The sequence below is a fragment of the Sutterella wadsworthensis genome (genome assembly GCF_003315195.1).
Lineage (GTDB): Bacteria > Pseudomonadota > Gammaproteobacteria > Burkholderiales > Burkholderiaceae_F > Sutterella > Sutterella wadsworthensis.
In genome coordinates this window covers 150,927-174,547 of record NZ_QNRV01000001.1, presented here as the reverse complement: position 1 = coordinate 174,547, position 23,621 = coordinate 150,927, and the positions used below count along the sequence as shown (strand labels likewise).

Sequence of the window (23,621 nt, the reverse complement as noted above, 5' to 3'; positions counted from 1 at the left end):
AGCAACATTTTCATCATTCCTTAACAAATAAACAAAATTGTTCGGTTTTTCTTTACTTATCGAGAAATTTGCTAGACTCCTGCCTTCATTAAACCATGCGGAAATACCCGCTCTTTTGAATCACATTCTCGTATGCTGACTACCCTTCCTCGCCGCCTGCGCGGTCTTCCGACACCGATGGCCGGACTTGCCCTTGGCGTTGCAAGTCTTGGCTGGTGCATGGAAAATGCTCTTCCGCTCAACGGCTGGGGACAGCTCATCGGTGCGTTTACCGCCTCAGCACTCCTTTTGCTGCTGGTTCTGCGCTTCGTACTGCACGCCGAAACGCTGTGGGAAGATCTGAAACACCCGGTCGTCGGCAGCATCGTCCCCACGTTTGCCATGTCGCTCATGGTGATCTCCCGCGCGCTGCTTCACGCTTTCCCGACATTTGCCGCCGGGCTCTGGTGCGTCGGCATCACGCTTCACCTGGCTGCCCTTATTGCGTTCATTTGGTTTCGCCTGCGCGACCCTGTGCTGGAAAAAATGGTTCCCTCCTGGTTTATTCCGCCAGTGGGCATCATCGTCGCTGACGTCGCCTTCCCCGGCGTTCCGGCATTTTTGCCTTTTGCCCAGACGCTTTTTGTGATTGGTCTTGTCTCTTATGCGATCCTTCTGCCGACGATGCTCTATCGGCTCTTCTTCTTGCCGCAGGTCGCCAATGCTGCCAAGCCGACACTCGCCATTTTGGCCGCGCCAGCTTCTCTGTCGCTTGCCGGGCTCCTCTCCGTCTACGAGCATCCTCACCCGATCCTCACGGCGCTCCTTTTCGGCATCGCCGTTTTGATGACCATCGCCATCTACTTTGCTTTTTGGAATCTGCTGCGCCTGAAATTTTCACCCGGCTATGCTGCATTCACCTTCCCGATGGCGATCGGGGCAACGGCGCTCTATAAGCTTTCGAACCTGGTCTCCCATTACACCGGAGCTCAGCAATACGCTTATGAGCTCAGGCTCTTTGCACACTTCGAATTAACGATTGCTGCCGTTGTCATCTGCTACGTCTTCGTGCTCTACATGAAAAATCTCCCTCAGTTCCTGAGGAATAATTAACGGCAGGGCTTTAGGGACCCCAAAAAACAGATCTGTTCAGGACGGCGCCCGCGTCAGTATTCTGGTCTTTCTCAAGCGTCATGAGGCTCAGTCAAGCATGGATGCACTTTCTCAGATACTCGCAGCGCTTTCCGTCAAAAGCTACACAGCCACAGGCGTACGCGGCGGCGGCTTTTCCATTGCTTATCCGGCTTACCCCGGGATGAAACTCTTGGTGCCGCGCACGGGAAAAATGTTTTTCCTGAAAAATGAGAACCCAACACCCGATTTCACTGAGAATGATTCTGAACATGGGACTGTCGGTTCCTCTGCATTGTCTGAAGCTAAAAGCACCTTTAATTGGATAGAACTTCTTCCTGGATCGCTTTTACTCATGGTTGAGCCGACAGGTTTCATTTTTACCGATGATCCCAAGCTTGAGCCTCATCCTTCAGCGCAAACCCCCTATGAGCTCCGGGGCGGTCTCGCAGATTACGGCATTAAGCCCGGTTACGAAGAAAATATTTTGCTCGCTGGGAAAATGACGCTGGACCCGACGGCTGCCGCTCAGCTGCGCGCTGCGCTCCCTCCGCTTCTGATCCTCAAGCCCAATGACAACGAGGCGGATCGCCTTGGATGGATGATGAAAATGCTCCATGAAGAGGTCGAATCTTCCGGGCCGGGCAGCTCACTGGTGACCACCCACTTGATGCAGCTTGTGCTCATCGAAGTCATTCGATGCTGGATTCATTCGCCTGAAGCGAAAAACCACCCCGGCATTTTTCTGGCGCTGCGCCAGCCGACGCTCTTTCGCGCGCTCTCTGCCATCCACAATGCGCCCGAGAAGCCTTGGACTGTCGAAACACTAGCCCGCACCGCAGGTATGTCTCGCTCGGGCTTTGCCAAACTTTTTAGAGAAAGCGTCGGCGAGACGCCGCTCGCCTACCTCACCCAATGGCGCATCACGGCAGCCTGTCAGCTCCTGCGTGACACCAACTTCTCCATCAAAGAAGCGGCCTCCCGACTTGGTTTTTCCTCTCCGGCCCTATTTACCGCTGTCTTCCAGCGCATTATGGGAATGACGCCGACACAATGCCGAGAGCAGCAGATGCGGGAACTGACGGCAAGCCTTGCTGCTTATGCGGCTTATGAAGCTTATGAAGCTTCCGGCAATATTGGCCAAGAAGCTCAAGTCCCCACAATCGGCACAAACCGTAAAATTTAGACGAATCCTAAAGTAATTTGGACTAAATGGCATTATTAGTCCATCATTTTGTTCCTAGAATGGCGTCCGTACAAATTCCATTCCAAGGATTCATGATGGCTCTCCGATCAATCAACAAACAAAACAGCCCTTCTGACGGCCGCCGTGCATTCACCTTCTCCGTAGCGGCGCTCTGCGTGATTATCTGCTTCGCCGCAAGTGCAATACCAGTTCCCCTCATTGCAATCTGGACACAGGCACTTGCGCTCACCACTTTTGAAGTTTCCATGACAGTCTTTGCCTATGTCGGCGGCTGCCTTGCGGTGCTTCTCTTTTTCTCAAAACTCTCCAATTATTTCGGCCGCAAAATAACGGTCATTCTGGCCCTTGCTGTCGGCATTGCCTCCTGCTTGTGCTTTATTGATCCGCACAATGCCTCAGCGCTCATTTTGGGGCGCCTGCTTCAAGGCGTGTTTGCCGGCCTGGTAACAAGCGCCGCCATGAGCTGGACGGTTGACACGGCGCCCAAGTCCCATGTATGGCTGGGAACCGCTCTGAGTGCTGCCGGCCCCGGCATCGGATTCATCTTCGGAACCGTGCTCTCCGGGCTCTCGGCGGAAACCGGCATCATCTCGGGAGATACCCTCTTTATTGGACTGGCCGTCACGCTTGCCGTCGTGCTCGCAGCAGCAATACCAGCAGTCGAAACGATGCGGCCGGGGGCTATGTCGCTGATCAGTGCATTGACCCCGAGCTTCGGCATCCCTCAGAAAGCCAGAAAGGTTTTCCCGCTCTGCGCAGTCGGTTATATCGGCACCTGGGCGCTCAGCACTTGGTTCCAAGGCTTCTCGGCCATGATCGGCAGTGCGGTTTTTGCAGATGGTCAGCCCTCGCCGGCCTATGCTGCACTCACGTACATGCTGTTAGTGACCCCCTTTGCTGCCGGCGGCATCCTTTGCGGAAAACTGAACCCGCGCAGAATGCTTTTGCCTTTAGTGACCGGGTATCTGGTCTCCGGAACCGGGATGTTTGCGGCAGCAGCCTATGCCCGCCCGATCCTCTTTGCCGTACTCCTTGTTCTATGCGGCTTCATCATGGGCGCGATCTGCTCTTTGGCGCTCAAGCTCCTCATGGAATACGCTGACATCACGGAGCGCGCTCAGACGATTTCGACGCTTTATCTGGCCGGTTATCTCGGCACGAGCATTCCGTCGTTTCTGCTCGGTTATTTTGTGCCGAACGCCGGTCTCGGCACCATCGGCCTGGCATTTTTCGGTTGGTTTGCACTGGTTTGGATCAGCGCTTTCGCCTTTAGGCGTCTCGCCGCACAGCCTGACGGCGGCTGCACGGCTCTGCACCCTCAGTCAGCCGTTGCGATGGAATGATCTTCCAGCATCTCAGTGAGCCCGCTAAACCGGGTTGACTCGCATAAGCCTCCGTTCGGCGCTGCTGACGGAGGCTTTTTTCTGCCTGGACTTTGAAAAGACTTGTCGTCCGTCCGGATGAAACGAACTCATCCCTTCCAAACTCAATCCGCAAAGCTCGATGCGTGTACTGCGAAAATCACTCTTTGACATGGATTGACGCCTTCAGAGGAGCTTCATCGTCCTAAACTGTTGTTCACGCATTAGCCGCCCGAACAACTTTTCTCTAAGGTTTGGAATATGCTCAACGACCGTCCCTGCATCGTCAATTTGATTTCCTCGCGCAATACCGGGCATCCGCTCTCACTTCAGCTGCCGCAGCTGGGAGAAGTTTTCTATCGTGATCAGCTCACGCCCGAAGCAGCGGCCAAACTCGGTCCCAGCGTTGATGTCCTTGTTGGTGCGTCCAACCTCAAAGTACCCAAATCCGAACTCGATCTTTATCCCAACCTCAAAATGGTTGCGGATTTCGGCGTCGGCTATGACGGCTTCGATACGGCGGAAATCATCCGGCGCGGACTCCGCTTCAGCCATACCCCTGACGTTCTCAGTGAAGACACGGCTGACCTTGGCCTCGCGCTTTTGCTTGATGTCACTCGCCGCGTCGCTCAGGGCGACGCCTTTATCCGCCGCGGCGACTGGCCGAAGAAAAACTTTCCGCTGGGACGCCGTCTTTTCGGCAAAAAGCTCGGCATTGCCGGTCTCGGACGAATCGGGAGCGTCATCGCTCAGCGCTCGCAGGCCTTCCGCATGGAGGTGGGCTACACCTCACGCTCACCCAAGAACGTCCCTTGGCAGCGTTTTCCCGACATGAAAGCCTTGGCTCAGTGGTGCGACTTCCTTATCGTGGTCATTCCGGGAAGCCCCGAAACGCATCACTTGGTTAATGCTGAAGTGCTCGATGCGCTCGGCCCTCAGGGGTATCTCGTCAACATCGCCCGCGGCGCGCTTGTCGACACCGATGCCCTTATTAAAGCCCTGAAGGAGCACCGCATTGCCGGCGCTGCGCTTGACGTGTTTGAGCACGAACCTCACGTTGAAGAAGGACTCATCGCACTCGACAATGTTGTGCTGACGCCGCATCAAGGCTCTGCAACCGTAGAGACCCGTGCCGACATGGCGGATCTTGTCATGCGCAATATCCGAAAGGCGCTCTCCGGCCAAGCTGTTATCACGCCGGTGCCGGGAACACGCAAAGACTAATTTCCGTCCAATCATCTGCGGCGGCCTTGACGCCCAGTCTAAGCATGTGGAGAATGCGCTCACCATAGTGCAACCGCATGCTTGGCCGCCGGCGCGGCAAAAGGATTTCTAATGGCTGTTTTGATGCCGGAACCTCAGGGCACTGCTCTGGGTTTAACCACCGTCTATGCGGATCAGTACGATCCGAAACTGCTTTTCCCCATTTCCCGCAACATCGGTCGAGACGCCATCGGCGACCACGACTTCATCGGCACCGATATCTGGCGCATGTATGAATTCTCCTGGCTCAATGCCAACGGACTGCCGCAAGCGGCAGAAGTTGACCTCTTTGTGCCGGCATCGTCGCCCTCGATCATCGAATCAAAATCACTCAAGCTCTATCAAGGCAGCTTTGCACAAACCCGATTTGCGGGCGGTGCCGAGGAAGTTGCGGCGATTCTGAAGCGGGACCTTTCCAACGCCGCCGGCGCTCCGGTTGAAGTGGCTGTCAATACGCTCGACACTTGGACGCCGACGATTGACGATCTGCCCGGAGAACTCCTCGAAGAAGCCTTCCCGGATGTGAGCATCACCGATTTTGAGGTCAACACCGAACTCCTGCAGAAAGCGCCGGCTGCGATCGATACGGACGTTAAGGGCAATATTCGTGCGGCGGTTTGGCGCACGAATCTTTTTCGTTCGCTCTGCCCCGTCACCGGACAGCCCGACTACGCATCCGTCTCTATAGCGCTCACCGGCGAAGCTGTCGACCCGCGTTCCCTCCTGAAGTACCTTGTGAGCTACCGCGCCCACCGAGGATTTCACGAACAGTGCGTAGAGCAGATCTTCCACGATCTGCGCTCGAGGTTCACGTTCACCGCGCTTGAAGTTCAGGCCTGTTTTACCCGTCGAGGCGGCATTGACATCAATCCTTACCGCTCCATGAGTTCCAAGATGCCCGAATTCGTCATCCGCGAAGGACGTCAATAAACTTGACGGCAAAGGACTGCAGCAGCAAAAACTGCAGTCCCATTCATACAAACGTAAACCAGTCTGTCAGCAGGTTTGCTCTTTCATTTTGTTACTCCGTTTCGTGCGGGAAATAACGTGAAACAGACTTTGTCATTTCGACATAAATAAGAACAATTCTCATCTATTCACTGCACCCGACGCTTCTATGATCTTTTTTGTCAAATAACGGCCGCCGCCTTAATCCCCCGTTCCAGAGGCTTAGAGCGGATGGCCAAGACCATAAAAAAGGTGAAAAATGACCACAAATCGTCGTGAGTTCTTCAAAACTGCAGCCGTCGGAGCAGTAGGAGCGGCGGGTATGCTGGGCGGCGTGACTGCTGCCGAAGCCAAATCGAGCAAATCCGCCAAATACGACCTCGTTATTGTCGGTGCCGGCTGCGGCGGGCTCGTTTGTGCCATTCATGCAGCAGAACTTGGCCTGAAGCCGCTCCTGCTCGAAAAGATGCCGATGCCTGCGGGCAATGCTATTTATGCCGCCGGCTTCCTGCTCGGTCTTAACACGAGCTTCCAGAAAGCCAAGAATGTCCCGGCCGATACGGCCGAAGCGTTCTATGACGACATGATGAAGGTGTCGCAGCAAAAAGCGGTGCCCGCTTTGACGCATACCGTCGTTGACAACTGCACGCGCCTTCTTGAATGGCTCCACAGCTACTGCGGCATCAACTTCCTGACCGGCAACAAATTGGTGTGGCCGCAGCTTTACCGCTCCCACCTCGTCACCGGCGAACTGAAGCCGGGCGGAGCACAGCTCGTCATGACACTCCTCAATAAGGCCAAGGCCATGGGCGTTGAAGTGCGCACGAGCACCAAGGTGGTCGAACTCATTGCCGACCCGAAGACGGGCGGCGTCGCCGGCGCCAAGGTGAAGACCAAGGGCGTTGTGTCGGAAGTCTATGCGAAGTACGGCGTTGTGCTCGCAACGGGCGGCTTCTCGGCCAATCAGGCACTCGTCACGCAGTACATCGGTTCTGCCGGCGCGAAGATGCCGATTCGCGGCTCGCGCATCGTCGCTGGCGAAAACATTGTGCTCACGGCACCCTTCCTGCCCAAAGTTGTCAACGTCGACCAGTTCCACTGCGGTCCGATTTACGGCCCGACCGGCGCCAACCCGCTCAACATTGTCAACAACGGCGTCTGCGTCAATCGTCAAGGCGTTCGCTTTACCGATGAAGGTCAGACCTATGTGCAGATGTCTCGCGATGTCGCGAGCATGACGCCGGATAACTGGGCCTTCATGGTCTGCGACCAGAAGACGCACGATATGCCGATTCTGAAGAACGACTGGGAATCCTACGCCCGCACCAAGGCGCCGGTCTACACCGGCCAGACGCTCGAAGAAGCCGCCAAAGCGGCCGGCATCGATGCCAAGACGCTGCAAAAGACCGTCGAGGACTTCAACAAGGCCGTTGCCGGCGGTGATGCGGGCAAGCTCACGCCGCCCAACACCCGTGACAAGGCTCCGGTCATTGATACGGCGCCCTTCTATATTGTCCCGTTCCAGGGCGGCATGACGGCCACCTTCGGCGGCCCGCTGATTAATACCGAAGGCGAAGTGCTCGACACGGAAAATCATCCCGTCGGCAATCTCTACGCCATCGGCAATGCGGCCGGCGGCTTGTTCTATGACAATTACGTGGGCGGTGCACAGCTGACGGCTGCCGGTGTATTCGGCATGATTGTCGCTGAGCACGTCAAAGCGCTCAAATCCGGCAAAGCAGCTTAAAATAGTCTTCTTGCATGCCAATGCTGAGGATTGAGAAGCACGCTTCTTAATCCTCAAAGCCAAAAAAACGGCGCCCATTTCTTCGTGAAATGGCGCCGTTTTTCTTGGTTCTTCAGAAAATTGGATTTGCAGAGGGGCTTTCAGCCCTCTTCCTTAATGCTTCTCGGCCGCCCTATGAAGGAGCTCCGCAATCTGCACAATGTCCTTAGGCAGCGTGCGGCAGCAGCCGCCGATGCAGCGTGCGCCCGTATGTTCCCAGAGCGGCACGTAATGATTCCAGTCCGGCTCATGCACACCCTGAGCATGCCAGGTCTTCGTTGTCGGATCATACGTCTCACCGGAATTCGGATAGACAACCAAAGGCTTGTCTGTATAAGCGGACAACCGCTTCAGACCCGGTTCCACCCATTCGCGCTTAACGCAGTTGAAACCGAAGGCTTCAACATGCGGATCTGCATCAAGACATTTGGCAAGGACTTCGAGCTTTGTGCCGTCGGGCATATCGCCGTCCTTAAGCGTCACAGTCACCCAGCAGGTGATATCGCGGTCAGCAATCATGGCGAGGAGCGCCTCAATTTCATCAAAACGAGGCTGCGTTTCAATCGCCAAAATGTCCATGCCGGAATTGAGCAGTTCGTCAAGGCGAAGCTGATGAAAAGCGTAATACTCCTCACGCGTTAGATCGTAGGCGCCCGTATATTCACTGCCGTCTGCCAGATATGCACCGTAAGGCCCAATGGAGCCCGCCGTGAGCAGATCCGCCGGATCCCATTCCGGGTGCTCGAGCAGCACATCGTTTTTCGCTTCGCGCACCAGTTCTCCGCTCAAGCGAATCAAGCGGGAGGCTTCGGCCTTTTCAATGCCTTTGCGGGCAAAGGCCGCTTCAGTCGCCTGATATGAACAAGCCTCGACGGCATTCGCACCGGCTGCGTAGTAGTCGTAATGAACTTTGCGCACCAGATCCGGACACTCCAGAAGCGCCTTGGCACTCCAGAGCGTATCGTTGAGATTGAGCCCAGCGGCTTCGAGCGGAGTTGACATGGCTCCGTCAATAACGAGTCCGCCGCGGCGAGCAATAAGGTCGGCAATGGGATGTTTGGTTAAAGCCATCAAAGAAACTCCAAATCGGTTGTGCCGGATATTTTAAAGCGGCAGAGGAAACCGGCGATTTCGTCGTCTGTTTCATCCGCCGCTTTTAGGCAGCTCACTAAATCTGCTGAGCGTTCAGCAGATCATTATTTGGCGGGCTGCTCCCAGGCCGGGTTGATCTGTCCCTTGAACTTTTCCTTGATGAAGGCAGCCACTTCCGGCGACTGATAGCACTTGACGAAGGTCTGCACTTCAGGCGACTGCACATTGTCCGGACGTGCGGCAATGATGATGAGTGCGTACTTAGCGTCGCGGGACTCAAAGTAAAAGCCCTGCTTATTAACGTCGAGACCGCCGGAAACCGCGTAGTTCATCGGCACACAGGCCACATCAAGATCCTGCAGGCTGATCGGAAGCTGAGCGGCTTCGAGTTCAACGAGCTTCACACCGCGCGGATTTTCCGCCACGTCATGAATGGAAGCTTCGCCCTTATAGTCGGGCTTGAGTTTAATGATGCCGGCCTTCTCGAGCAGAACGAGCGCGCGTCCGCCGTTAGACGGATCATTTGGAATGGCGATTTTCGTATCGGCCTTGATGTCATCCAATGAATGAATCTTGTTGGAATAAAGGCCCATCGGCTGCACAACGGCATTGGCAGCAACCACCAGATCCGTGCCCTTTTGCTTATTGAAATTGAGCAGGAACGGTTCGTGCTGATAGACAGCGACGTCAAGCTGCTTTTCGGCAAGGGCGGTATCGGGCGTGATGTAATCCGTGAACTCGACCACTTTGACGTCAAAGCCCTGCTTCTTAGCAACTTCAGCGGCCTTCGTCACGATGTCGGCATGCGGTCCTGCGGTCACAGCAACCTTGATGGGCTTAAGCTTCGGAGCCTCGGCAGCTGCGGGTGCAGCCGCAGGCGCCTGCGCGGCAGCCTGCTTTTCGGGCTCAGCCTTGCTGCAGGCAGTAAGAATCGGAGCTGCGCTCAGAGCAACGCCGAGGGCCAATGCGGATTTAAGGAAGGTGCGCTTCTGCATGGTGAACTATTCCTGTCGATAAAATTTTGGGACTTATACAGTTAAAAGAGACCCGTTTGCTCTAGAGCGCTGCAGGCGCTGCACACAGCTGACTTCGTCACTGCGTCGACTGCGGGACCTGATGTCCTGGGCCGGTCTCTTCTTCGATGCGGAGCTTCTTGTCCGGACATCGAGCAGATTCGTCCGCGACGAATCTGATTGGGATGAATGCGTTGGCGGATCCGCGATCCGTCTGAATTATTCTGCCCGAAGAGCGCTCGGGAGCAGCAAGAAATCTGAAGGAGACAAAGTAATACCTCAAGGCAATTAGGCGGCTTGAGTATGCTCGATGCGGCTTTGATCGACCAGACGCACGGCCATCCCTCAAACCGCAGCCCGCACGTGCCTCTCATGGGGCCGAAGTTTTCAGGATGTCACCTGGACACCGCTGAAGCAAACGCACGCAAACCGGTACTTGTCGAAACACCATCCGCAGACTTTCGAGACGGCTGCAACATCTGCAACTTTTAGGCAAGAACCCGCCCTGCCGGTTGCAATTTGCGAATGTCTTCATAGATGCAATGGCGGCAGAATAAGCCCAACAACCGTCATTTCAAAGGAGTTATCTTCCATGGCCAACATGAATTTCAAAGCGGCAGCGGCCGTCGCCGCCCTTTCTGCACTCTTCCTTGCCGGCTGCAGCGACGGGGCGAAAACAGAGCCATCCACCGCTGCCGCTTCCTCATCTGCAGCCGCTCCGGCGAAGACGGAACCTTCAGCAGCACCATCTGCGGCTGAGAATACTGCCCCTGCCGCACAGCCCGGCCGCGGCTGCCTGCAGGTAACCGCCGTCCATCCTTATGATCTCAAGGACATGCGTTTTGACGAAGCCGCTCAAGCCTTGGCGCATGCCACCGGCTGTGCAGTGCGCTACACCGATCAGGAACTTTCGGCAATGAAAATTGCACCCGTTGTCGGCACGATGTCAATCAAGGATGCCATTGCCGCAGCGCTCGACGGCTCCCCTTATACAATTTCAAACGCTACGGATGAAGTGATTGAAGTCACCAAAAAATAAAGGACTGAGGCTCTGTCAACGTTGATAGGCTGCACCCTCCAAAGATGCAGCCTATTTTCTTTCATGCCTTCAGGCAGCCGAAGTCTGCGGACCTTCCGCCGTCATTTTTTGGTCTTGAGCGGTGTCTTCGATGAATCTCGTCCGTCCGCGGCTTTTGGGCCGTATAAAACGGACAATACAAGCGTCAGGATGCAGCAGACAAATGAAACGATGATCACCGGATAGGACAAATATTTTTGGTCCACAATCGGCGCGATCACGGCTGCGACGAAAACCAATTCGGAAATTTTGGCAACTTTCTTTATAAGAATCTGTAGAAGTTGACGCACGGTACACCTTCTGGAGGATTGGCTGCTGTTTTTAAATGCGGCGCTGGTGAACAAAGCCGCACTCCATCAACAGCATAACGTTGACGGAGCGGCCGTTAAATCAAACCTGTCCCATTTTGCGTTCTCAGGCATCAGTGAGGCATTTTTTCGCACGATCTTCTTCACTCTTGACGGCCGTCCGCCGACGGCGCTCCTTTGGGAGCCGCTTGGGCTTTGCACCGGCAGAATCGATGGGTTCGACGCTGCCGGAGCAAACATCCGTTGTCGTCATATGTGCATGACTAGTCGGGTTTCAATGCTCTCTGCATGTTCCAAAAGAAACCGTCAGTGCGTGGTACGGCGGATGATCATATTTCCAAAGAACTGGAAGATGCTGATGATGGCGAGAATAATGAGCACCGTCAGCCAAATCATGTCGCGGTAGCCCATCTGATAGCCGTAGCGGATGGCAAAGTCGCCGATGCCGCCCGCGCCGATCGCGCCGGCAATGGCCGTAATGCCCACAAAGCTGACGAAGGTAATCATCGTCACGCGGGTGATGCCCGGAATACTTTCCCGCAGATAGACGCCGAAAATGATCTGCCGCGGTGAAAAGCCCATTGCCGCACTGGCCTCTACGAGACCGTGGTCAATTTCGGAGAGCACCGATTCGATCTGACGCGCAAAGAAAGGCACCGTACCGAAAACGAGCGCAACGAAGCTCCCCGTCACGCCTGAACCGGTACCGACCAGAAAGCGCGAGAGCGGGATCAGAAGCACGATCAGGATAATGAATGGAATCGAGCGGATGATGTCGATCCCGCGGTCAAAAATCGTGAAGAGCGGCCGATTCTCAAGGATGCCGCCCGGACGGCACGTGACGAGCAGCACTCCGACGAGAATGCCCAGAATCCACGAAAGAATGCCGGACACGCCAATCATTGTGAAGGTCTGCCCCAGGCAGGTCAGCAGTTCGCCGCCCAATTGCTTGAGGTTGGGCGCAAGAAAATAGATCCAGTCAAACATTAGAGAGCCTCCACGACGACGTTCTGGCTGCGAATGAATTCAAGCGCATCTCCTACAGATTCAGGTGTACCCGAGAGCGTGACGGCGAGTTTGCCGAGCGGCGTCCCCTTGAGCAGCTCAACATTGCCGAAGATGATGTTGGCCTCCACGCCGAAGCGCTGGTAGAGCTCGACCATCAGCGGCTTTCCGGCCGAAGAACCCGTATAAGTGAGCAGATACACCGTCTGGCCGTGATTGACGCCGTCGCCCGAACGAGTTTCTTCAAGGAGTTCATAGAGATCATCGACATTCGTCGCTGTATCAATAAAACCCTTCGTCACCGGCATTTTGGGATGCGAGAAGATCTCGAGGATCGTGCCTTCCTCGACCACTCGGCCTTTTTCCATAACCGCCGCACGGTCGCAGATGTACTTGACGACCGACATCTGGTGCGTGATCACGACAATCGTGATGCCCAGCCGCTGGTTGACCTCCCGCAGAAGCTTCAAAATCGACCGCGTCGTCTTCGGGTCAAGTGCGCTCGTCGCTTCGTCGCACAGCAGCACCTTGGGATCATTGGCCAGCGCGCGGGCAATGGCCACACGCTGCTTCTGACCGCCAGAGAGCTGCGAGGGGTATGCATCCGCTTTATCAGAAAGCTCAACGAGCTCCAAAAGCGACGAGATCTTGGCCTTGCGTTCGGCAGGCGTAAGCGTCGTCAGCTTCAGCGGCATTTCGATGTTCTCGGTCACCGTGCGCGAGGGCATCAAGTTGAAGTGCTGGAAAATCATGCCGATACGCTGACGAACTTGACGCAGCGCCTTTTCGTCGAGCTCAGTGAGGTCGACACCGTCGACAATCACTTCGCCTGAAGTCGGCCGCTCGAGCAAATTGATGCAGCGCACAAGCGTGGACTTCCCCGCCCCGGAAAAGCCGATGATGCCGAAAACCTCTCCGGCGTTGATGGCGAGCGAAACATCGTCGACTGCGGTGACGGTTCTGTCGCCCGATTCAAACCGCTTGGTAATGTGATTGAGCTTGATCATTTGATTTTCTTGTGATTCAGGCTGATGAATGAGGGTTAATGCTGTTTTGCGGCCGCAGCCTGACGCACGAGCGCGTCGGCATGATCAGCCTTGATGTCGGCAAGCAGCTGCGGATCCGTCAAGAGGTCGAGCCCCGTAAGCGCAAGCGCTTTGGCGCCCAAACCGATGGAAGCCAGTCCGAGCGCAGAGCAGGACGCCGCTTTGAACTCTTCACTGTGACCGCGCACGGGCACTTTACTGATCCGGATCGTCGGCTGAATGGTGGGAATCACCTGTGAAACATTGCCGACATCGGAGGAGCCGCCGGCTTTTTCTGCCGAATCCTCAACCTTTTCGCCGCTGCCCGTTTCGGCAAGCAGCTCTTCCATACGCCGGCGGTAGACGGCGTCGAACTTAGGCGTGAGGATTGTATTTTCCACGCGGTTCTGCGAGGGTTTCATGGATCCCTTAGCCCCCGTCATCAAAGCTGCGCCCTCGACAATGCGTTCGACCTTCTTCCAAACCTCTTCGAGTACCGGAGCAGTTGCCGCGCGCAGATAAAACTTCGCCGCAGCGTATTCCGGGACAATGTTCGGCGCATCACCGCCATGCGTAATGATGCCGTGAATGCGCACATCGGCCGGGAGGTGCTGGCGAAGCGCATTGATGCCGTTATAGACCTGAATCAGTGCGTCAAGCGCATTGATGCCCTGCTCGGGCGCACTTGCGGCGTGCGAGGCCTTGCCATGAAATTCAATGTCTACCGGCGCACAGCCTAAGGAAGGATTCGTCAGGCGATGACCCGAGGAGCTCGGATGCACGCAGAGCGCCGCATCCACATCCTTGAAAAAGCCTTCGCGAACGAAGCTTCCTTTGGCACTGCCGTTCTCGCCGCCTTCTTCGCCGGGTGTTCCATAAACGCGGATTTCACCGCCCACCAATTTTGCGGCTTGTGCCAGCGCAACGCCGGCGAGCGCACTGGTGGCGCCGAAAAGGTTGTGACCGCACCCGTGCCCGAGACCGACCAGCGCATCGTACTCGGCCAAAAAGCAGAGAACCGGACCGGGTTTGCCGGATTTGAATCGTGCGTCAAAACCCGTAGGATGACCGGCCACATCAACCTGAACTTCAAAACCTTCACCTTTAAGCAGATCCGAAAGCCGCTTGCAGGCAAAGTATTCGTGGTTGCTGGTTTCAGGATGCGCGTGAATATCGCGCGCGGCAGCCTGATAGATTGGCAGGCGCTTCTCGACAAACGCTTTGATGATCTGTTCGGGGGATTCGGTAGTCATGACGGTCGGCTTTCTTTTTTGAAGGGATGGATGCTGACGCTTTGAGGAGGCATGCGGGGCTTTCAGATACGTCCCAAAAAACACCGCAGATGAATGAAGCGCAAAACCGTCCGGGCGCAGCAGCGCAGATCCGGACGGTTGAATGCGGCGGCGAAAAAGCATCGGACGGTGCTTTTTTTTGAGAGCCTCTTACTTCAGTTTGTAATCAGCAGCCCCAGGCCAGACCGGCACGTAGGCACCCTTATAGGCATCCTTGAGCGTCTGGGCTACATCCTGCGTCTGATAAGCGGCAACCACCTTCTTATAGACAGGATTGTCCTTATCGGCTTCGCGCGCAACGATCACGTTGACGAGCTGACCAAAGTACGGATTCGTCTTCGGATCCAGATTTTCCGAGAAGATTGAATCCGCATACGGATCGAGCTTCGCAGTAAAGGCATTGCCGCCGTTGATGACCGCCGCCGTCACATCAGGCAGGAGGTTTGCGAGCATGCCGGACTCTGCCTCAACGATCTGCACTTTCTTATTGAAATGCGTGATATCGGTTTTATTAGGCACATAGCCCTTGTCGGGATTGAGCGTGAAAAGACCCGCGGCTTCAAGCAGCTTCAGCGCACGGCCGCCGTTGGTCAGATCCGCCGGAATGGCAATCTTGTCGCCGTCCTTGATGTCGGCAATCGCCTTGATCTTCTGCTTGTTGTTGAAGACGCGAAGCGGCGTCACAAGCGTGTCGCCGATGGCGACGATCTTGTAGCCGTTGCGCTTGATGTCATTGGCAAGATATGCCTTGTGCTGGAAGGCATTGAGATCAATTTCCTTATCTGACAAGGCGCGGTTGGGCGTTGCATAGTCGGAATATTTGACGAGCTCAACTTTGATCTTGTCTTTCTCAAGGAGCTTATTGACGGTGTCCCACTGGGCGTTGTATTCGCCGACAACACCTACCTTGACGGTTGTGATATCCGTTTTTTCATCACCGCCGCAGCCGGCGAGCGTGACAGAAACGAAAATGGCAGCGGCCGCAGCAGCAGCGCTCTTGGTGAATTTGGTCATGTCTGAAAAGTCCTTCTGACGATGTTCTTGATTCTTTTGTCTGAAAGGGAGCGCCGCGCGCTCCACGCCTTCGAAAGAGGATTTGCAGCTCCGCTCGAATTCCCGCGGAATCCGACGCTGCAGAAAATTGAAGGCGCACTTATGTGCGGAAGGGAACGGCCGATCATCCTATGAGGCAGCGGTTCCTGACGTACCCTCTAGCGCTCTGCATAAGCATCTAGGGGGCGCGTTCTGTAAGAATATCTGATGAATCACTAGGCGTACTAAGCACAATTGCCAGGTATTGATGATGTTCGTCGAAGCCAAAGCGAACATTCGTTCATGTCTGCCTCTCTCCGGTCTCACTGCAGCGCTCTTGACCTCACCCGCGCCTATTCGAATACGGACCATGAGGCACACTCAAAGCGTTTTCATCCCTGCACGCGACGGGGCTGAAGCATTCACCAGGAACCGGAGAAGAGCATCCGCATCCGGGTTCAATTCTTTGAGATTGGGCACATGCCAGATACGAATCAAAAGCGAAGCCCAAGGTTCATCGAGCGTTAACGCACAGACTCTTTCATCCTTTTTGGCAGCCTCAAGCGGCAGAATCGTTACGCCGCGGCCTGCTGCTGCAAAATGAAGCGCACTCGCGTAGCTCTCCGTCCAAATCTTGACGCGGAGCCTGCCCCCCGTCTTCGCCACCTCTTCGTCAATCACGTGACGCAGCGCAGTATCTCGATCGAGTGCAATGAAATCGAAATCAAATAAATCTGCGAGCCGCACACCCTTTTGTCCCCTCAAGGCCTTCCCTGCCGAAGACTCGGGTGCGAATACAGCAGCGAGCCGCAGCGGCCGGTACGGCGCACAAAGCAGTTCGGCGTGACCTCCCGTCCAAGAGGTGAAGGCCAGGTCACAGGTGCGGTTCAACACCGAATCGAGCAGTCGTCCTGCTCGAGCATAGTTAGTGAGTTTGATGCTCACCTCGGGATTCTGCTCCAAAAAGGCACTCACGTCGTCTGCCAAGCCAACCGTCATCGCATTGGGAAGCGCTGCCACGCATACCTCCTGATGATTCATTCGAAACCGCGTCAGAACACTTTCCAAAACTTCTGCATCGTGGAGCATCGCCCGAACGGCATGCACGGTCTCAACGCCTGCAGGCGTCAAATCCACCCCGTGCGGTCTGCGCTCAAAAAGCTTCACGCCCGAACGAGCTTCGAATGCCTTAAGCCTCGCAGAGGCTGAACTTACCGCCAAATGAACTTCAGACGCAGCCTGCGATACAGAACCCGCACGTGCGGCGGCAGAAAAAAGACGGAGATCAACCAGATCGTAGGTAAACATTTTGTCGGTACTTTAACGCTTTGCATTGTGATTTCGTTTTTAACGAATTCACTATTCGCAAGAATAATAAACCAACATGATGATATTTATATAGTATTTTGTCGTTCACACGACAAAAAACTCATTCGATTTACTCGTATTCGAGAATCCTTTCATCACTCTTTCAAGAACAGCATTATGCGTGCCTTTCGTCTCTCCGCAGCCGCACTCTGTCTGAGCGCCGCATTTCTCTCCTTTCCTTCCGCTTATGCTGCCGAGCCTGCTGCTCAGGAAGTCATTTCGGCTTCAAGCAGCTATCTGCAAAGCATTCAATGGGACGCCGAATACGACGTTGTCATCGCCGGTTACGGCTTTGCCGGCGCCGCAGCCGCCATTGCTGCTGCAGATGCCGGCGCCAACGTGCTGATGGTTGAAAAGGCGCCCTACGGCAAAGAAGGCGGCAACAGCCGCTACGCTCATCAGGGCTGCCTCTTTTTTGATCCCTCAGCACCCGACGATGAGCTCTTCGCCTACATGAAGGCGATGCAGAAGGGCGCTGACAATCCTTCCGATGAAGTGATTCGAACCTATATCAAAGAAACCAAACATCAGGCTGAATATCTCAGGAAACTCGGCGCAGATCCTAAAGTCACCCCCAACGCGGCTGAATTTCCCGACTTCAAAGGCGCCAAGTACATTCAGCGCGTCTTTGTTTCACTGCCGGGTGCAGACGGCAAGCTCTATGCGCTGATGCAGGAAAATGTTGAAAAACGCGCCAGCCGCATCGACATTTGGTACGAATCGCCGGCAGTCAAACTCCTTCAAGATGAAAAGACCGGGATCGTTCACGGCATGGTGGTCAAAAGCGAAGGCCGCGACCGCCTTATCCGTGCCCGCCGCGGCGTCGTACTCGCTACCGGCGGATTTGAAAACAATCCGCGAATGTATGAAAACTACGCCTATATCTACAATGCATTCCCCAAAGGCGCGCACTTCAATACGGGCGACGGCATCGAGATGGCGCTCGACGTCAATGCCAAACTCGTCAACATGGCCGTCGTCAACGGCCCGGATCCCAACGTGATCAATCCGGACACGGGCGCGGCTTACGGCTATCTGCTGCACGACACCTCGCACAACATTTCCGGCTGCGGCTTCACGCGCAACAACGCCGTCATCGTCGGCGCTGACGGATGGCGCTTCATGAATGAAGCCACCCACTCCAAGCACGGCCGCGTGCCCTACCACAACGGCTGGACTCCGCTTGTCATGCCCGACAATGCCTTCATGATCTTCGACGAAGAAGCCCGAAAATCCGAATGCATTTACGAATCCTGGAGCAAAGATTCCGAAAAAGAAATTGCTTCCGGGATGGTGAAGAAAGGCAATACGATTGAAGAGATTGCCCGCGAGCTCGGCATAGATCCTGACGGTCTGCGCCGACAGATCGACTTCTACAACGAACAGTGCGCCAAGGGTGACGATCTTCAGTTCAAACGCGGCAAACGCTATTTGAAGCCGCTCCTTTCCGCACCTTTCTACGGCGTCAAAGTCGAGAAAACCTTCACGAATACGCAAGGCGGCCCGGAACGCAATGAGCGAGCCGAACTGATCAAACGCGGCGGCGGTGTGATTGCTCATCTTTATGCCGCTGGCGAACTTGGTTCCGTCTTTCCGAATCTCTATAACGGCGGCGGCAATATTGGGGAAGCGCTTGCTTTCGGCCGAATCGCCGGCATGGAAGCCGCGCGGGTCAAAACGGATGCAGATCCTCAGAGCGTCATGCAGGGCGCCGCGAACTGGCATCCCAAAGCCGTTCGTGCCTCAGCAGCTCAAGCCGGCGAAGTGACGGGCCGCAGCCGCGGGATCGGCGGCGCAATCGTCCTGGGCGTGAAGTTTGAGGGCGACCGCATTCAAGCCGTCCGTGTGATTGAACACCATGAAACGCCCGGCATCGGCGCAAAGGCATTGGAGTCGCTGCCTGCTGCAGCCGTCGCAGGAAACGGCAAAGTCGACAGCGTTTCCGGAGCCACCATCACGACCAAGGGTTTCCGCGAAGCTATCGCTGACGCCATTAAGAACCACTCTGCCAAAAAGCAGTAACTGAGCCCCCGCTCAAACGCACGGCTTCTTCGAGTGCCTTCGGGGCGCTTAGGCTCTCCGAAGGCACTCGCCATAGAAAACGCCGGCGAACAAAAGAATGGGGGCGCAAGTAATCCGAATGGTCAAATGACAATTGGACTTGAATCGATACAATGCAGTGATGCCGTCTGTTTCAACGATGCCTGCGAGAGCTGCGGGCATCCATTGCCAACGCAATCTTTATAGAAATACTGAGCGCCTGGCGCAGCCGCATATTGAAAAGAGTCTCTTTGACACTAACACCAAGGATTCACCCGCCATGCTGCTTGACCATATCCTGAAGCCTCGTGCAGTCGCCGTCGTCGGCGCCTCCACTCGTCCGCACACGATCGGCAACGATCTTCTGAAGCGCCTGCTCGAATACGGCTTCAAGGGACACATCTACCCGGTCAACCCCAAGGGCGGCGAGATCGAAGGACTTCGCACGTATACGTCCGTCAGCGAACTCCCCGACGGCGTGGATCTGGCGGTCATCGTTGTCAACGCGAAATTTGTGCTTTCCACCGTTGACGAATGCGCTGCCCGAGGCATCAAGGGACTCGTCGTCATTTCCGCGGGCTTTAAGGAAACTGGCGGCGAAGGCCGCGAGCTCGAAGAAGCGCTTGCGGCCAAGGTCCGCGCCAACGGAATGCGCATGGTCGGTCCAAACTGCCTCGGCGTCGTCAACACCAACCCGAATGTGCGTCTTGATGCATGTTTTGCTGAAAGCCTCCCCGTTGCGGGCGATATCGGCTTTGTTTCGCAGTCGGGCGCATTGGGCGGCGGCATCCTCAATATTCTCAAGGATCTCAATGTTGGCTTCGCGCAGTTTATTTCAATCGGCAATCAGGCCGATGTGAACGCGGAAACGGCGCTTGAATATTGGGAAAACGATCCGGATGTGAAGCAGATTCTGCTTTACATGGAATCGATCCCGGATCCCGCGAACTTCCGCAAGCTTGCCACCCGCATCTCCAAGAAAAAGCCCATCGTTGCGCTCAAAGCCGGCCGCTCGGCCGCCGGTGCTTCAGCGGCCTCTTCGCACACGGGCTCCCTCGCCGGCGGCGACCGCGCAGCCGACGCGCTCTTAAAGCAGTCCGGCGTCATCCGCGAAATGTCGCTCAAAGACCTCTTCTCCACCGCCAAAGTGTTCGCCAACTGCCCAATTCCGAAGGGCGACCGCGTGGCGATCGTCACCAATTCCGGCGGTCCCGGCATCATGGCGACCGATGCGGTCTGTGAATTCGGCATGCAGATGGCCCCGATCAGTGACGAAACAAAGGCGGAACTGCGTTCCTTCCTGCCTGCAGCCGCTTCGGTGAAAAATCCCATCGACATGATCGCCTCTGCCCCGCTGGAACACTACCGCCGTACGGTCGAAACGGTTTTGGCCGACCCGAATGTCGACATGGTGATGGTGATTTACCTGCCGTTCCTTGGCCTCAAAGACATCGATGTTGCCCGTGAACTGATGCGAATCCGCGCTGATCATCCTGAAAAGCCCATCGTCGGCGTCTTCATGACCAAGAGCGAATTCTTCCAGCAGCTCTCCGAAATGAAGGTCACCGTACCCTTCTATATGTATTCGGAAGAAGCAGCAGAAGCTTTCTGCCGCCTCAACCAGCAGCGCCTCTGGCAGGCTCGTCCGGAAGGCGTGGTGCCGCAGCGCCCGATGGACGAAGATCGTGCGCTCTCGATCTTCAAAGCAGCTGCCGCTGAGGGCCGCCGCGAACTCACAACGCGCGAATCCCTCGAAGTACTTGACGCCTGCGGCGTGCGCACCTGCCGCAGCGGCATGGCTCACAGCGAAGCAGAAGCCGTTGAGCTCGCCGCCCGCGTGGGCTACCCAATAGTCATGAAAATGACGTCCAAATCCACCTCGCACAAGACGGATGTGGGCGGGGTGCGTGTCGGCATTGCCGACGAAGCACAGCTGCGCACCGAATATCAGGATCTGCTTGCCAAACTCGAGGCCAAGGGGCTGCTTGAAGGTCTTGAAGGCGTCATCATTCAGGAAATGGTCAAGAGCAAGCGCGAACTTGTCACCGGCATCGCCACCGATCCTCAAATGGGTCCGATGATTATGTTCGGTCTCGGCGGCGTCTTTGTTGAAGTCCTTAAGGATGTCGCTTTCCGCATCGCGCCGCTTACCGACATTGATGCTCAGGAACTCATCCGCTCCGTCAAAGCGGTGAAGCTCCTTGAAGGCGCCCGCGGCATGATCCCTGCACAGATGGACAAGGTCGAAGACACCCTGCTGCGCATTTCGCAGCTCGCCGATCAGCATCGCTTCGTGAAGGAGCTCGACATCAACCCGCTGATGGTGAGCGATAAGGACGGCGAACCCATCGCTGTTGATGCCCGCATCGCTATCGACGTGGATGCCGTGAAAGCCCTTTGATACTCACGCGTCTTAGCAACTCTGTCAAGCCTCTTTCTGAGACTTGAAAACATACAGCCTGAAGCAATCCTTTGCTTCAGGCTGCTCTTCAATGACCGCGAGCACTGCATTATGCTGAGGGAAGTTCGTGCCACGGTTTCGGCAGCACGCAGCCAGTCCAAGAAGTCACAAGGATTCCAAAAATGCTTGATCTTCAGCGCTACGCCTTCTACGACGCCAAACGAACCATGCGTTTGACGCTCGAGCCGGTTTCCATCCTCGAAATGCTTCAGGATCTGCCGGGAGAATTGCTTTTCTCAGCACCGCTTCCTGCTGCCAGACTGGGTGTTCCCTGTGCATCGCCTGACGTTATGCATGCGCGTGCTGCGGAATTTGCGCAATTCGATGAAGAAACGGCCTTTCGTCTGTGGTTCAATCCCGAACCGTCGGCCGACGGCAGAAGCGTTTACGTATCCGCTCCCGACGCACTGCCGGAGATGAACGGCGCGCCGGACTTCGGCATCGCCAGCGCGGGCTTTCTCATCGGCAGTACGCTCGAAATGCTTCAATGGGTTCAAAGCCTCACCGGAGCGGAAACCCCTGACGAACAGCGCTCAGAGCTTTCCAAAATGCTTTCTGCAGCTTGCGAACCGCCGCATGCCGCAATTCTCACGGAACTCTCGAGCGGCACGGAACTGATGCGCTGGCCCGTGCAGTGCGGCAATCCTATTCGTGCACTTTCTCAAGCCGCTGCACAGTGGCCGGAAGTCAAGTTTGCCGAAGACGACTTCGAATTCTCCTTGAAGCCGGATCTCATCCACGACCTGGGATGAGGATGAGCAAAATTGAGAAGACGGCTCTCCGGGCACAAAAAAGCTCTGAAAAATCCCTCGATCCCCCAGAGCCTCGATGTACGCCATGCTCCGCCCCGCAGTCCGCTGAGGCGAAGCATGTTTTTCACCCGATTATTGACGCGACTTAATGACGTCTGCAATCGCCTTGGCAGCAACGGAAACATTGCGCAGATTCAGTCCCGCAATGCAGATGCGGCCGTTGCGAACGCCGTAGACGGCATGCTCTTCACGAAGCACATCCATTTCTTCCGGCGCAAGACCCGTGAAGGAGAACATGCCCTTTTGCTTGACGGCAAAGCTCATATCCACGCCTTCGGCCTTGCCGGCCTCAAAGAGCGCCGTGCGCATCGCATGAATGCGGGCGCGCATGCCGTCAACTTCCTTGCGCCAGGCCGCTTCGAGCGCCGGGTCGGCGAGAACTTCGGCAACAATCTGGCCGCCGTGGCAAGGCGGGTTGGAATATTCCTGACGAACGATGCGCTTGAGGATTGAAAGCACCACTGCCGTGGATTCCTGAGTGCCGCAGTAAATATGCAGCGCGCCCACGCGTTCGCCGTAGAGTCCGAAATTCTTCGAGCACGACGTTGCGGCCATGAAGGTGAGGCCAAGCTCAGCGAAGAGACGAATGGCATAAGCATCTTCCTCAATGCCGTCGCCAAAGCCTTGATATGCCATGTCAATCAAAGGAAGGAGATCCTTTTCCGCCACGACCTGAGCAACCTCACGCCATTCCTCATGGGTGAGATCAAGCCCGGTCGGATTGTGGCAGCAGCCATGGAGGAGCACCAGCGTCTTGGGCGGAAGTGCCTTGAGCGCCTTGATCATGGCGTCAAAATCCACTGCCGAGCGGTCAGCCGAAAGGTACGGATACTTGCCGACAGAGAGCCCGTCAGCCTTGAAAATCGCAATGTGATTGCCCCAGGTCGGATCCGATACGACGGATTCCTGAATGCCCAGGAACTGATGCGCAAACGCCGCACCCAGCTGCAGTGCGCCGGTGCCGCCCAGCGTCTGGACAGTGGCAATCGTGCCGGCGGCAACTGCCGGATGATCCTTGCCGAAAACGAGCTTCTGCACGGCTTGACAATAGGCGGGAAGCCCCGACATCGGCATGTAAGTACGCGGCTGATGACGGTTCGTCATTCGGCGTTCGGCCTCTTCGACCACCTCAAGGAGCGGCACCTTGCCCGCTTCGTTCAGATACACGCCGACGCCGAGATTGACCTTATTGGGACGCTCATCGGCCTGATAGAGACTGACGAGACCGAGAATGGGATCGTCCGGCATGGGGGCGAGAGCGGCAATATCGTTCTTAAGCATTTGATGCGTCCTTGCAAAAAACAAAAGAGAGCGGAGAGGACAGTGCGGCGGCACCCTGCCGTCAACTGTGCGAATGGATTGGAACATTATGAATAATGCGCATGCGCTTTGGCGAACTGCAGCAGAGTCCGCCGCTCTG

Annotated in this window: 20 protein-coding genes; 10 read left to right on the top strand and 10 right to left on the bottom strand. The window is 55.9% G+C overall.

Annotated elements, in window-relative coordinates:
- The first annotated feature begins 132 nt into the window (after positions 1 to 132).
- The 6 genes from DES29_RS00620 (at position 133) to DES29_RS00595 (ending at position 7,636) form a co-directional block, all read left to right on the top strand.
- Complete coding sequence (locus DES29_RS00620) at positions 133 to 1,092, top strand: TDT family transporter (protein ID WP_016474216.1); 960 nt, start codon at positions 133 to 135, stop codon at positions 1,090 to 1,092.
- Between the two features lie 97 nt (positions 1,093 to 1,189).
- Positions 1,190 to 2,296, top strand: coding sequence for an AraC family transcriptional regulator (locus DES29_RS00615; RefSeq protein WP_113854292.1), 1,107 nt, complete (start codon positions 1,190 to 1,192; stop codon positions 2,294 to 2,296).
- A gap of 92 nt (positions 2,297 to 2,388) precedes the next feature.
- Positions 2,389 to 3,660 carry an MFS transporter gene (locus tag DES29_RS00610; protein ID WP_165648823.1) on the top strand — a complete coding sequence of 424 codons (1,272 nt, stop codon included), beginning with the start codon at positions 2,389 to 2,391 and terminating at the stop codon, positions 3,658 to 3,660.
- Between the two features lie 279 nt (positions 3,661 to 3,939).
- The gene (locus DES29_RS00605) at positions 3,940 to 4,902 is read left to right on the top strand and encodes a 2-hydroxyacid dehydrogenase (RefSeq protein ID WP_021995493.1); all 963 of its coding nucleotides are present in this window, start codon (positions 3,940 to 3,942) and stop codon (positions 4,900 to 4,902) included.
- Between the two features lie 111 nt (positions 4,903 to 5,013).
- The gene (locus DES29_RS00600) at positions 5,014 to 5,871 is read left to right on the top strand and encodes an NADPH-dependent 7-cyano-7-deazaguanine reductase (RefSeq protein WP_021995492.1); all 858 of its coding nucleotides are present in this window, start codon (positions 5,014 to 5,016) and stop codon (positions 5,869 to 5,871) included.
- A gap of 277 nt (positions 5,872 to 6,148) precedes the next feature.
- The gene (locus DES29_RS00595) at positions 6,149 to 7,636 is read left to right on the top strand and encodes an FAD-dependent oxidoreductase (protein WP_038024919.1); all 1,488 of its coding nucleotides are present in this window, start codon (positions 6,149 to 6,151) and stop codon (positions 7,634 to 7,636) included.
- Positions 7,637 to 7,789: 153 nt separating this feature from the next.
- On the opposite strand, the gene mmuM is transcribed toward DES29_RS00595, so the two are convergent.
- The gene (gene mmuM / locus DES29_RS00590) at positions 7,790 to 8,746 is read right to left on the bottom strand and encodes a homocysteine S-methyltransferase (protein ID WP_016474210.1); all 957 of its coding nucleotides are present in this window, start codon (positions 8,744 to 8,746) and stop codon (positions 7,790 to 7,792) included.
- 125 nt (positions 8,747 to 8,871) lie between these two features.
- Positions 8,872 to 9,762 carry a MetQ/NlpA family ABC transporter substrate-binding protein gene (locus DES29_RS00585; RefSeq protein ID WP_005432258.1) on the bottom strand — a complete coding sequence of 297 codons (891 nt, stop codon included), beginning with the start codon at positions 9,760 to 9,762 and terminating at the stop codon, positions 8,872 to 8,874.
- Positions 9,763 to 10,372: 610 nt separating this feature from the next.
- Between DES29_RS00585 and DES29_RS00575 the strand changes: the two genes are divergently transcribed.
- Positions 10,373 to 10,819, top strand: a complete 447-nt coding sequence (locus DES29_RS00575; protein ID WP_021995491.1) for a hypothetical protein — start codon at positions 10,373 to 10,375, stop codon at positions 10,817 to 10,819.
- Positions 10,820 to 10,920: 101 nt separating this feature from the next.
- Here DES29_RS00575 and DES29_RS00570 read toward each other — a convergent pair whose 3' ends face one another.
- The 7 genes from DES29_RS00570 to DES29_RS00545 form a co-directional block, all read right to left on the bottom strand.
- On the bottom strand, positions 10,921 to 11,202 hold the full coding sequence (locus tag DES29_RS00570; RefSeq protein ID WP_231293725.1) for a hypothetical protein: 282 nt from the start codon (positions 11,200 to 11,202) through the stop codon (positions 10,921 to 10,923).
- A gap of 70 nt (positions 11,203 to 11,272) precedes the next feature.
- On the bottom strand, positions 11,273 to 11,419 hold the full coding sequence (locus tag DES29_RS12410) for a hypothetical protein (protein ID WP_016474206.1): 147 nt from the start codon (positions 11,417 to 11,419) through the stop codon (positions 11,273 to 11,275).
- Between the two features lie 53 nt (positions 11,420 to 11,472).
- Positions 11,473 to 12,153 carry a methionine ABC transporter permease gene (locus DES29_RS00565; protein WP_005432253.1) on the bottom strand — a complete coding sequence of 227 codons (681 nt, stop codon included), beginning with the start codon at positions 12,151 to 12,153 and terminating at the stop codon, positions 11,473 to 11,475.
- Positions 12,153 to 13,178, bottom strand: a complete 1,026-nt coding sequence (locus tag DES29_RS00560; RefSeq protein ID WP_016474205.1) for a methionine ABC transporter ATP-binding protein — start codon at positions 13,176 to 13,178, stop codon at positions 12,153 to 12,155. The genes DES29_RS00565 and DES29_RS00560 overlap by 1 nt, the downstream gene beginning before the upstream one ends.
- A gap of 35 nt (positions 13,179 to 13,213) precedes the next feature.
- A complete protein-coding gene (locus DES29_RS00555) occupies positions 13,214 to 14,449 on the bottom strand; it encodes a M20 family metallopeptidase (RefSeq protein WP_113854329.1) in 1,236 nt (411 codons plus the stop codon).
- A gap of 189 nt (positions 14,450 to 14,638) precedes the next feature.
- Entirely contained in the window at positions 14,639 to 15,502 is an 864-nt protein-coding gene (locus tag DES29_RS00550; RefSeq protein WP_021995489.1) for a MetQ/NlpA family ABC transporter substrate-binding protein, read from the bottom strand.
- A 399-nt stretch (positions 15,503 to 15,901) separates the two neighbouring features.
- On the bottom strand, positions 15,902 to 16,828 hold the full coding sequence (locus DES29_RS00545; protein WP_021995488.1) for a LysR family transcriptional regulator: 927 nt from the start codon (positions 16,826 to 16,828) through the stop codon (positions 15,902 to 15,904).
- Between the two features lie 177 nt (positions 16,829 to 17,005).
- Here DES29_RS00545 and DES29_RS00535 point away from each other — a divergent pair, with 177 nt between their 5' ends.
- From DES29_RS00535 to DES29_RS00525, 3 genes are all read left to right on the top strand, one after another.
- Positions 17,006 to 18,910: an FAD-dependent oxidoreductase gene (locus tag DES29_RS00535; RefSeq protein ID WP_170126107.1), complete on the top strand. Its 1,905-nt coding sequence runs from the start codon at positions 17,006 to 17,008 to the stop codon at positions 18,908 to 18,910.
- 139 nt (positions 18,911 to 19,049) lie between these two features.
- The gene (locus DES29_RS00530) at positions 19,050 to 21,329 is read left to right on the top strand and encodes an acetate--CoA ligase family protein (protein ID WP_236578962.1); all 2,280 of its coding nucleotides are present in this window, start codon (positions 19,050 to 19,052) and stop codon (positions 21,327 to 21,329) included.
- A 182-nt stretch (positions 21,330 to 21,511) separates the two neighbouring features.
- The gene (locus tag DES29_RS00525) at positions 21,512 to 22,141 is read left to right on the top strand and encodes a hypothetical protein (protein ID WP_021995484.1); all 630 of its coding nucleotides are present in this window, start codon (positions 21,512 to 21,514) and stop codon (positions 22,139 to 22,141) included.
- Positions 22,142 to 22,273: 132 nt separating this feature from the next.
- Here DES29_RS00525 and DES29_RS00520 read toward each other — a convergent pair whose 3' ends face one another.
- Positions 22,274 to 23,482 carry an amino acid aminotransferase gene (locus DES29_RS00520; protein WP_016474199.1) on the bottom strand — a complete coding sequence of 403 codons (1,209 nt, stop codon included), beginning with the start codon at positions 23,480 to 23,482 and terminating at the stop codon, positions 22,274 to 22,276.
- Positions 23,483 to 23,621: the final 139 nt, after the last annotated feature.

What these genes read in the sequence shown, in the direction of transcription:
- DES29_RS00620 (WP_016474216.1), top strand. Translation starts at nt 133, where the DNA reads ATGCTGACTACCCTTCCTCGCCGCCTGCGCGGTCTTCCGACACCGATG.
- DES29_RS00615 (WP_113854292.1), top strand. Translation starts at nt 1,190, where the DNA reads ATGGATGCACTTTCTCAGATACTCGCAGCGCTTTCCGTCAAAAGCTAC.
- DES29_RS00610 (WP_165648823.1), top strand. Translation starts at nt 2,389, where the DNA reads ATGATGGCTCTCCGATCAATCAACAAACAAAACAGCCCTTCTGACGGC.
- DES29_RS00605 (WP_021995493.1), top strand. Translation starts at nt 3,940, where the DNA reads ATGCTCAACGACCGTCCCTGCATCGTCAATTTGATTTCCTCGCGCAAT.
- DES29_RS00600 (WP_021995492.1), top strand. Translation starts at nt 5,014, where the DNA reads ATGGCTGTTTTGATGCCGGAACCTCAGGGCACTGCTCTGGGTTTAACC.
- DES29_RS00595 (WP_038024919.1), top strand. Translation starts at nt 6,149, where the DNA reads ATGACCACAAATCGTCGTGAGTTCTTCAAAACTGCAGCCGTCGGAGCA.
- mmuM (WP_016474210.1), bottom strand. Translation starts at nt 8,746, where the DNA reads ATGGCTTTAACCAAACATCCCATTGCCGACCTTATTGCTCGCCGCGGC.
- DES29_RS00585 (WP_005432258.1), bottom strand. Translation starts at nt 9,762, where the DNA reads ATGCAGAAGCGCACCTTCCTTAAATCCGCATTGGCCCTCGGCGTTGCT.
- DES29_RS00575 (WP_021995491.1), top strand. Translation starts at nt 10,373, where the DNA reads ATGGCCAACATGAATTTCAAAGCGGCAGCGGCCGTCGCCGCCCTTTCT.
- DES29_RS12410 (WP_016474206.1), bottom strand. Translation starts at nt 11,419, where the DNA reads ATGACGACAACGGATGTTTGCTCCGGCAGCGTCGAACCCATCGATTCT.
- DES29_RS00565 (WP_005432253.1), bottom strand. Translation starts at nt 12,153, where the DNA reads ATGTTTGACTGGATCTATTTTCTTGCGCCCAACCTCAAGCAATTGGGC.
- DES29_RS00560 (WP_016474205.1), bottom strand. Translation starts at nt 13,178, where the DNA reads ATGATCAAGCTCAATCACATTACCAAGCGGTTTGAATCGGGCGACAGA.
- DES29_RS00555 (WP_113854329.1), bottom strand. Translation starts at nt 14,449, where the DNA reads ATGACTACCGAATCCCCCGAACAGATCATCAAAGCGTTTGTCGAGAAG.
- DES29_RS00550 (WP_021995489.1), bottom strand. Translation starts at nt 15,502, where the DNA reads ATGACCAAATTCACCAAGAGCGCTGCTGCTGCGGCCGCTGCCATTTTC.
- DES29_RS00545 (WP_021995488.1), bottom strand. Translation starts at nt 16,828, where the DNA reads ATGTTTACCTACGATCTGGTTGATCTCCGTCTTTTTTCTGCCGCCGCA.
- DES29_RS00535 (WP_170126107.1), top strand. Translation starts at nt 17,006, where the DNA reads ATGCGTGCCTTTCGTCTCTCCGCAGCCGCACTCTGTCTGAGCGCCGCA.
- DES29_RS00525 (WP_021995484.1), top strand. Translation starts at nt 21,512, where the DNA reads ATGCTTGATCTTCAGCGCTACGCCTTCTACGACGCCAAACGAACCATG.
- DES29_RS00520 (WP_016474199.1), bottom strand. Translation starts at nt 23,482, where the DNA reads ATGCTTAAGAACGATATTGCCGCTCTCGCCCCCATGCCGGACGATCCC.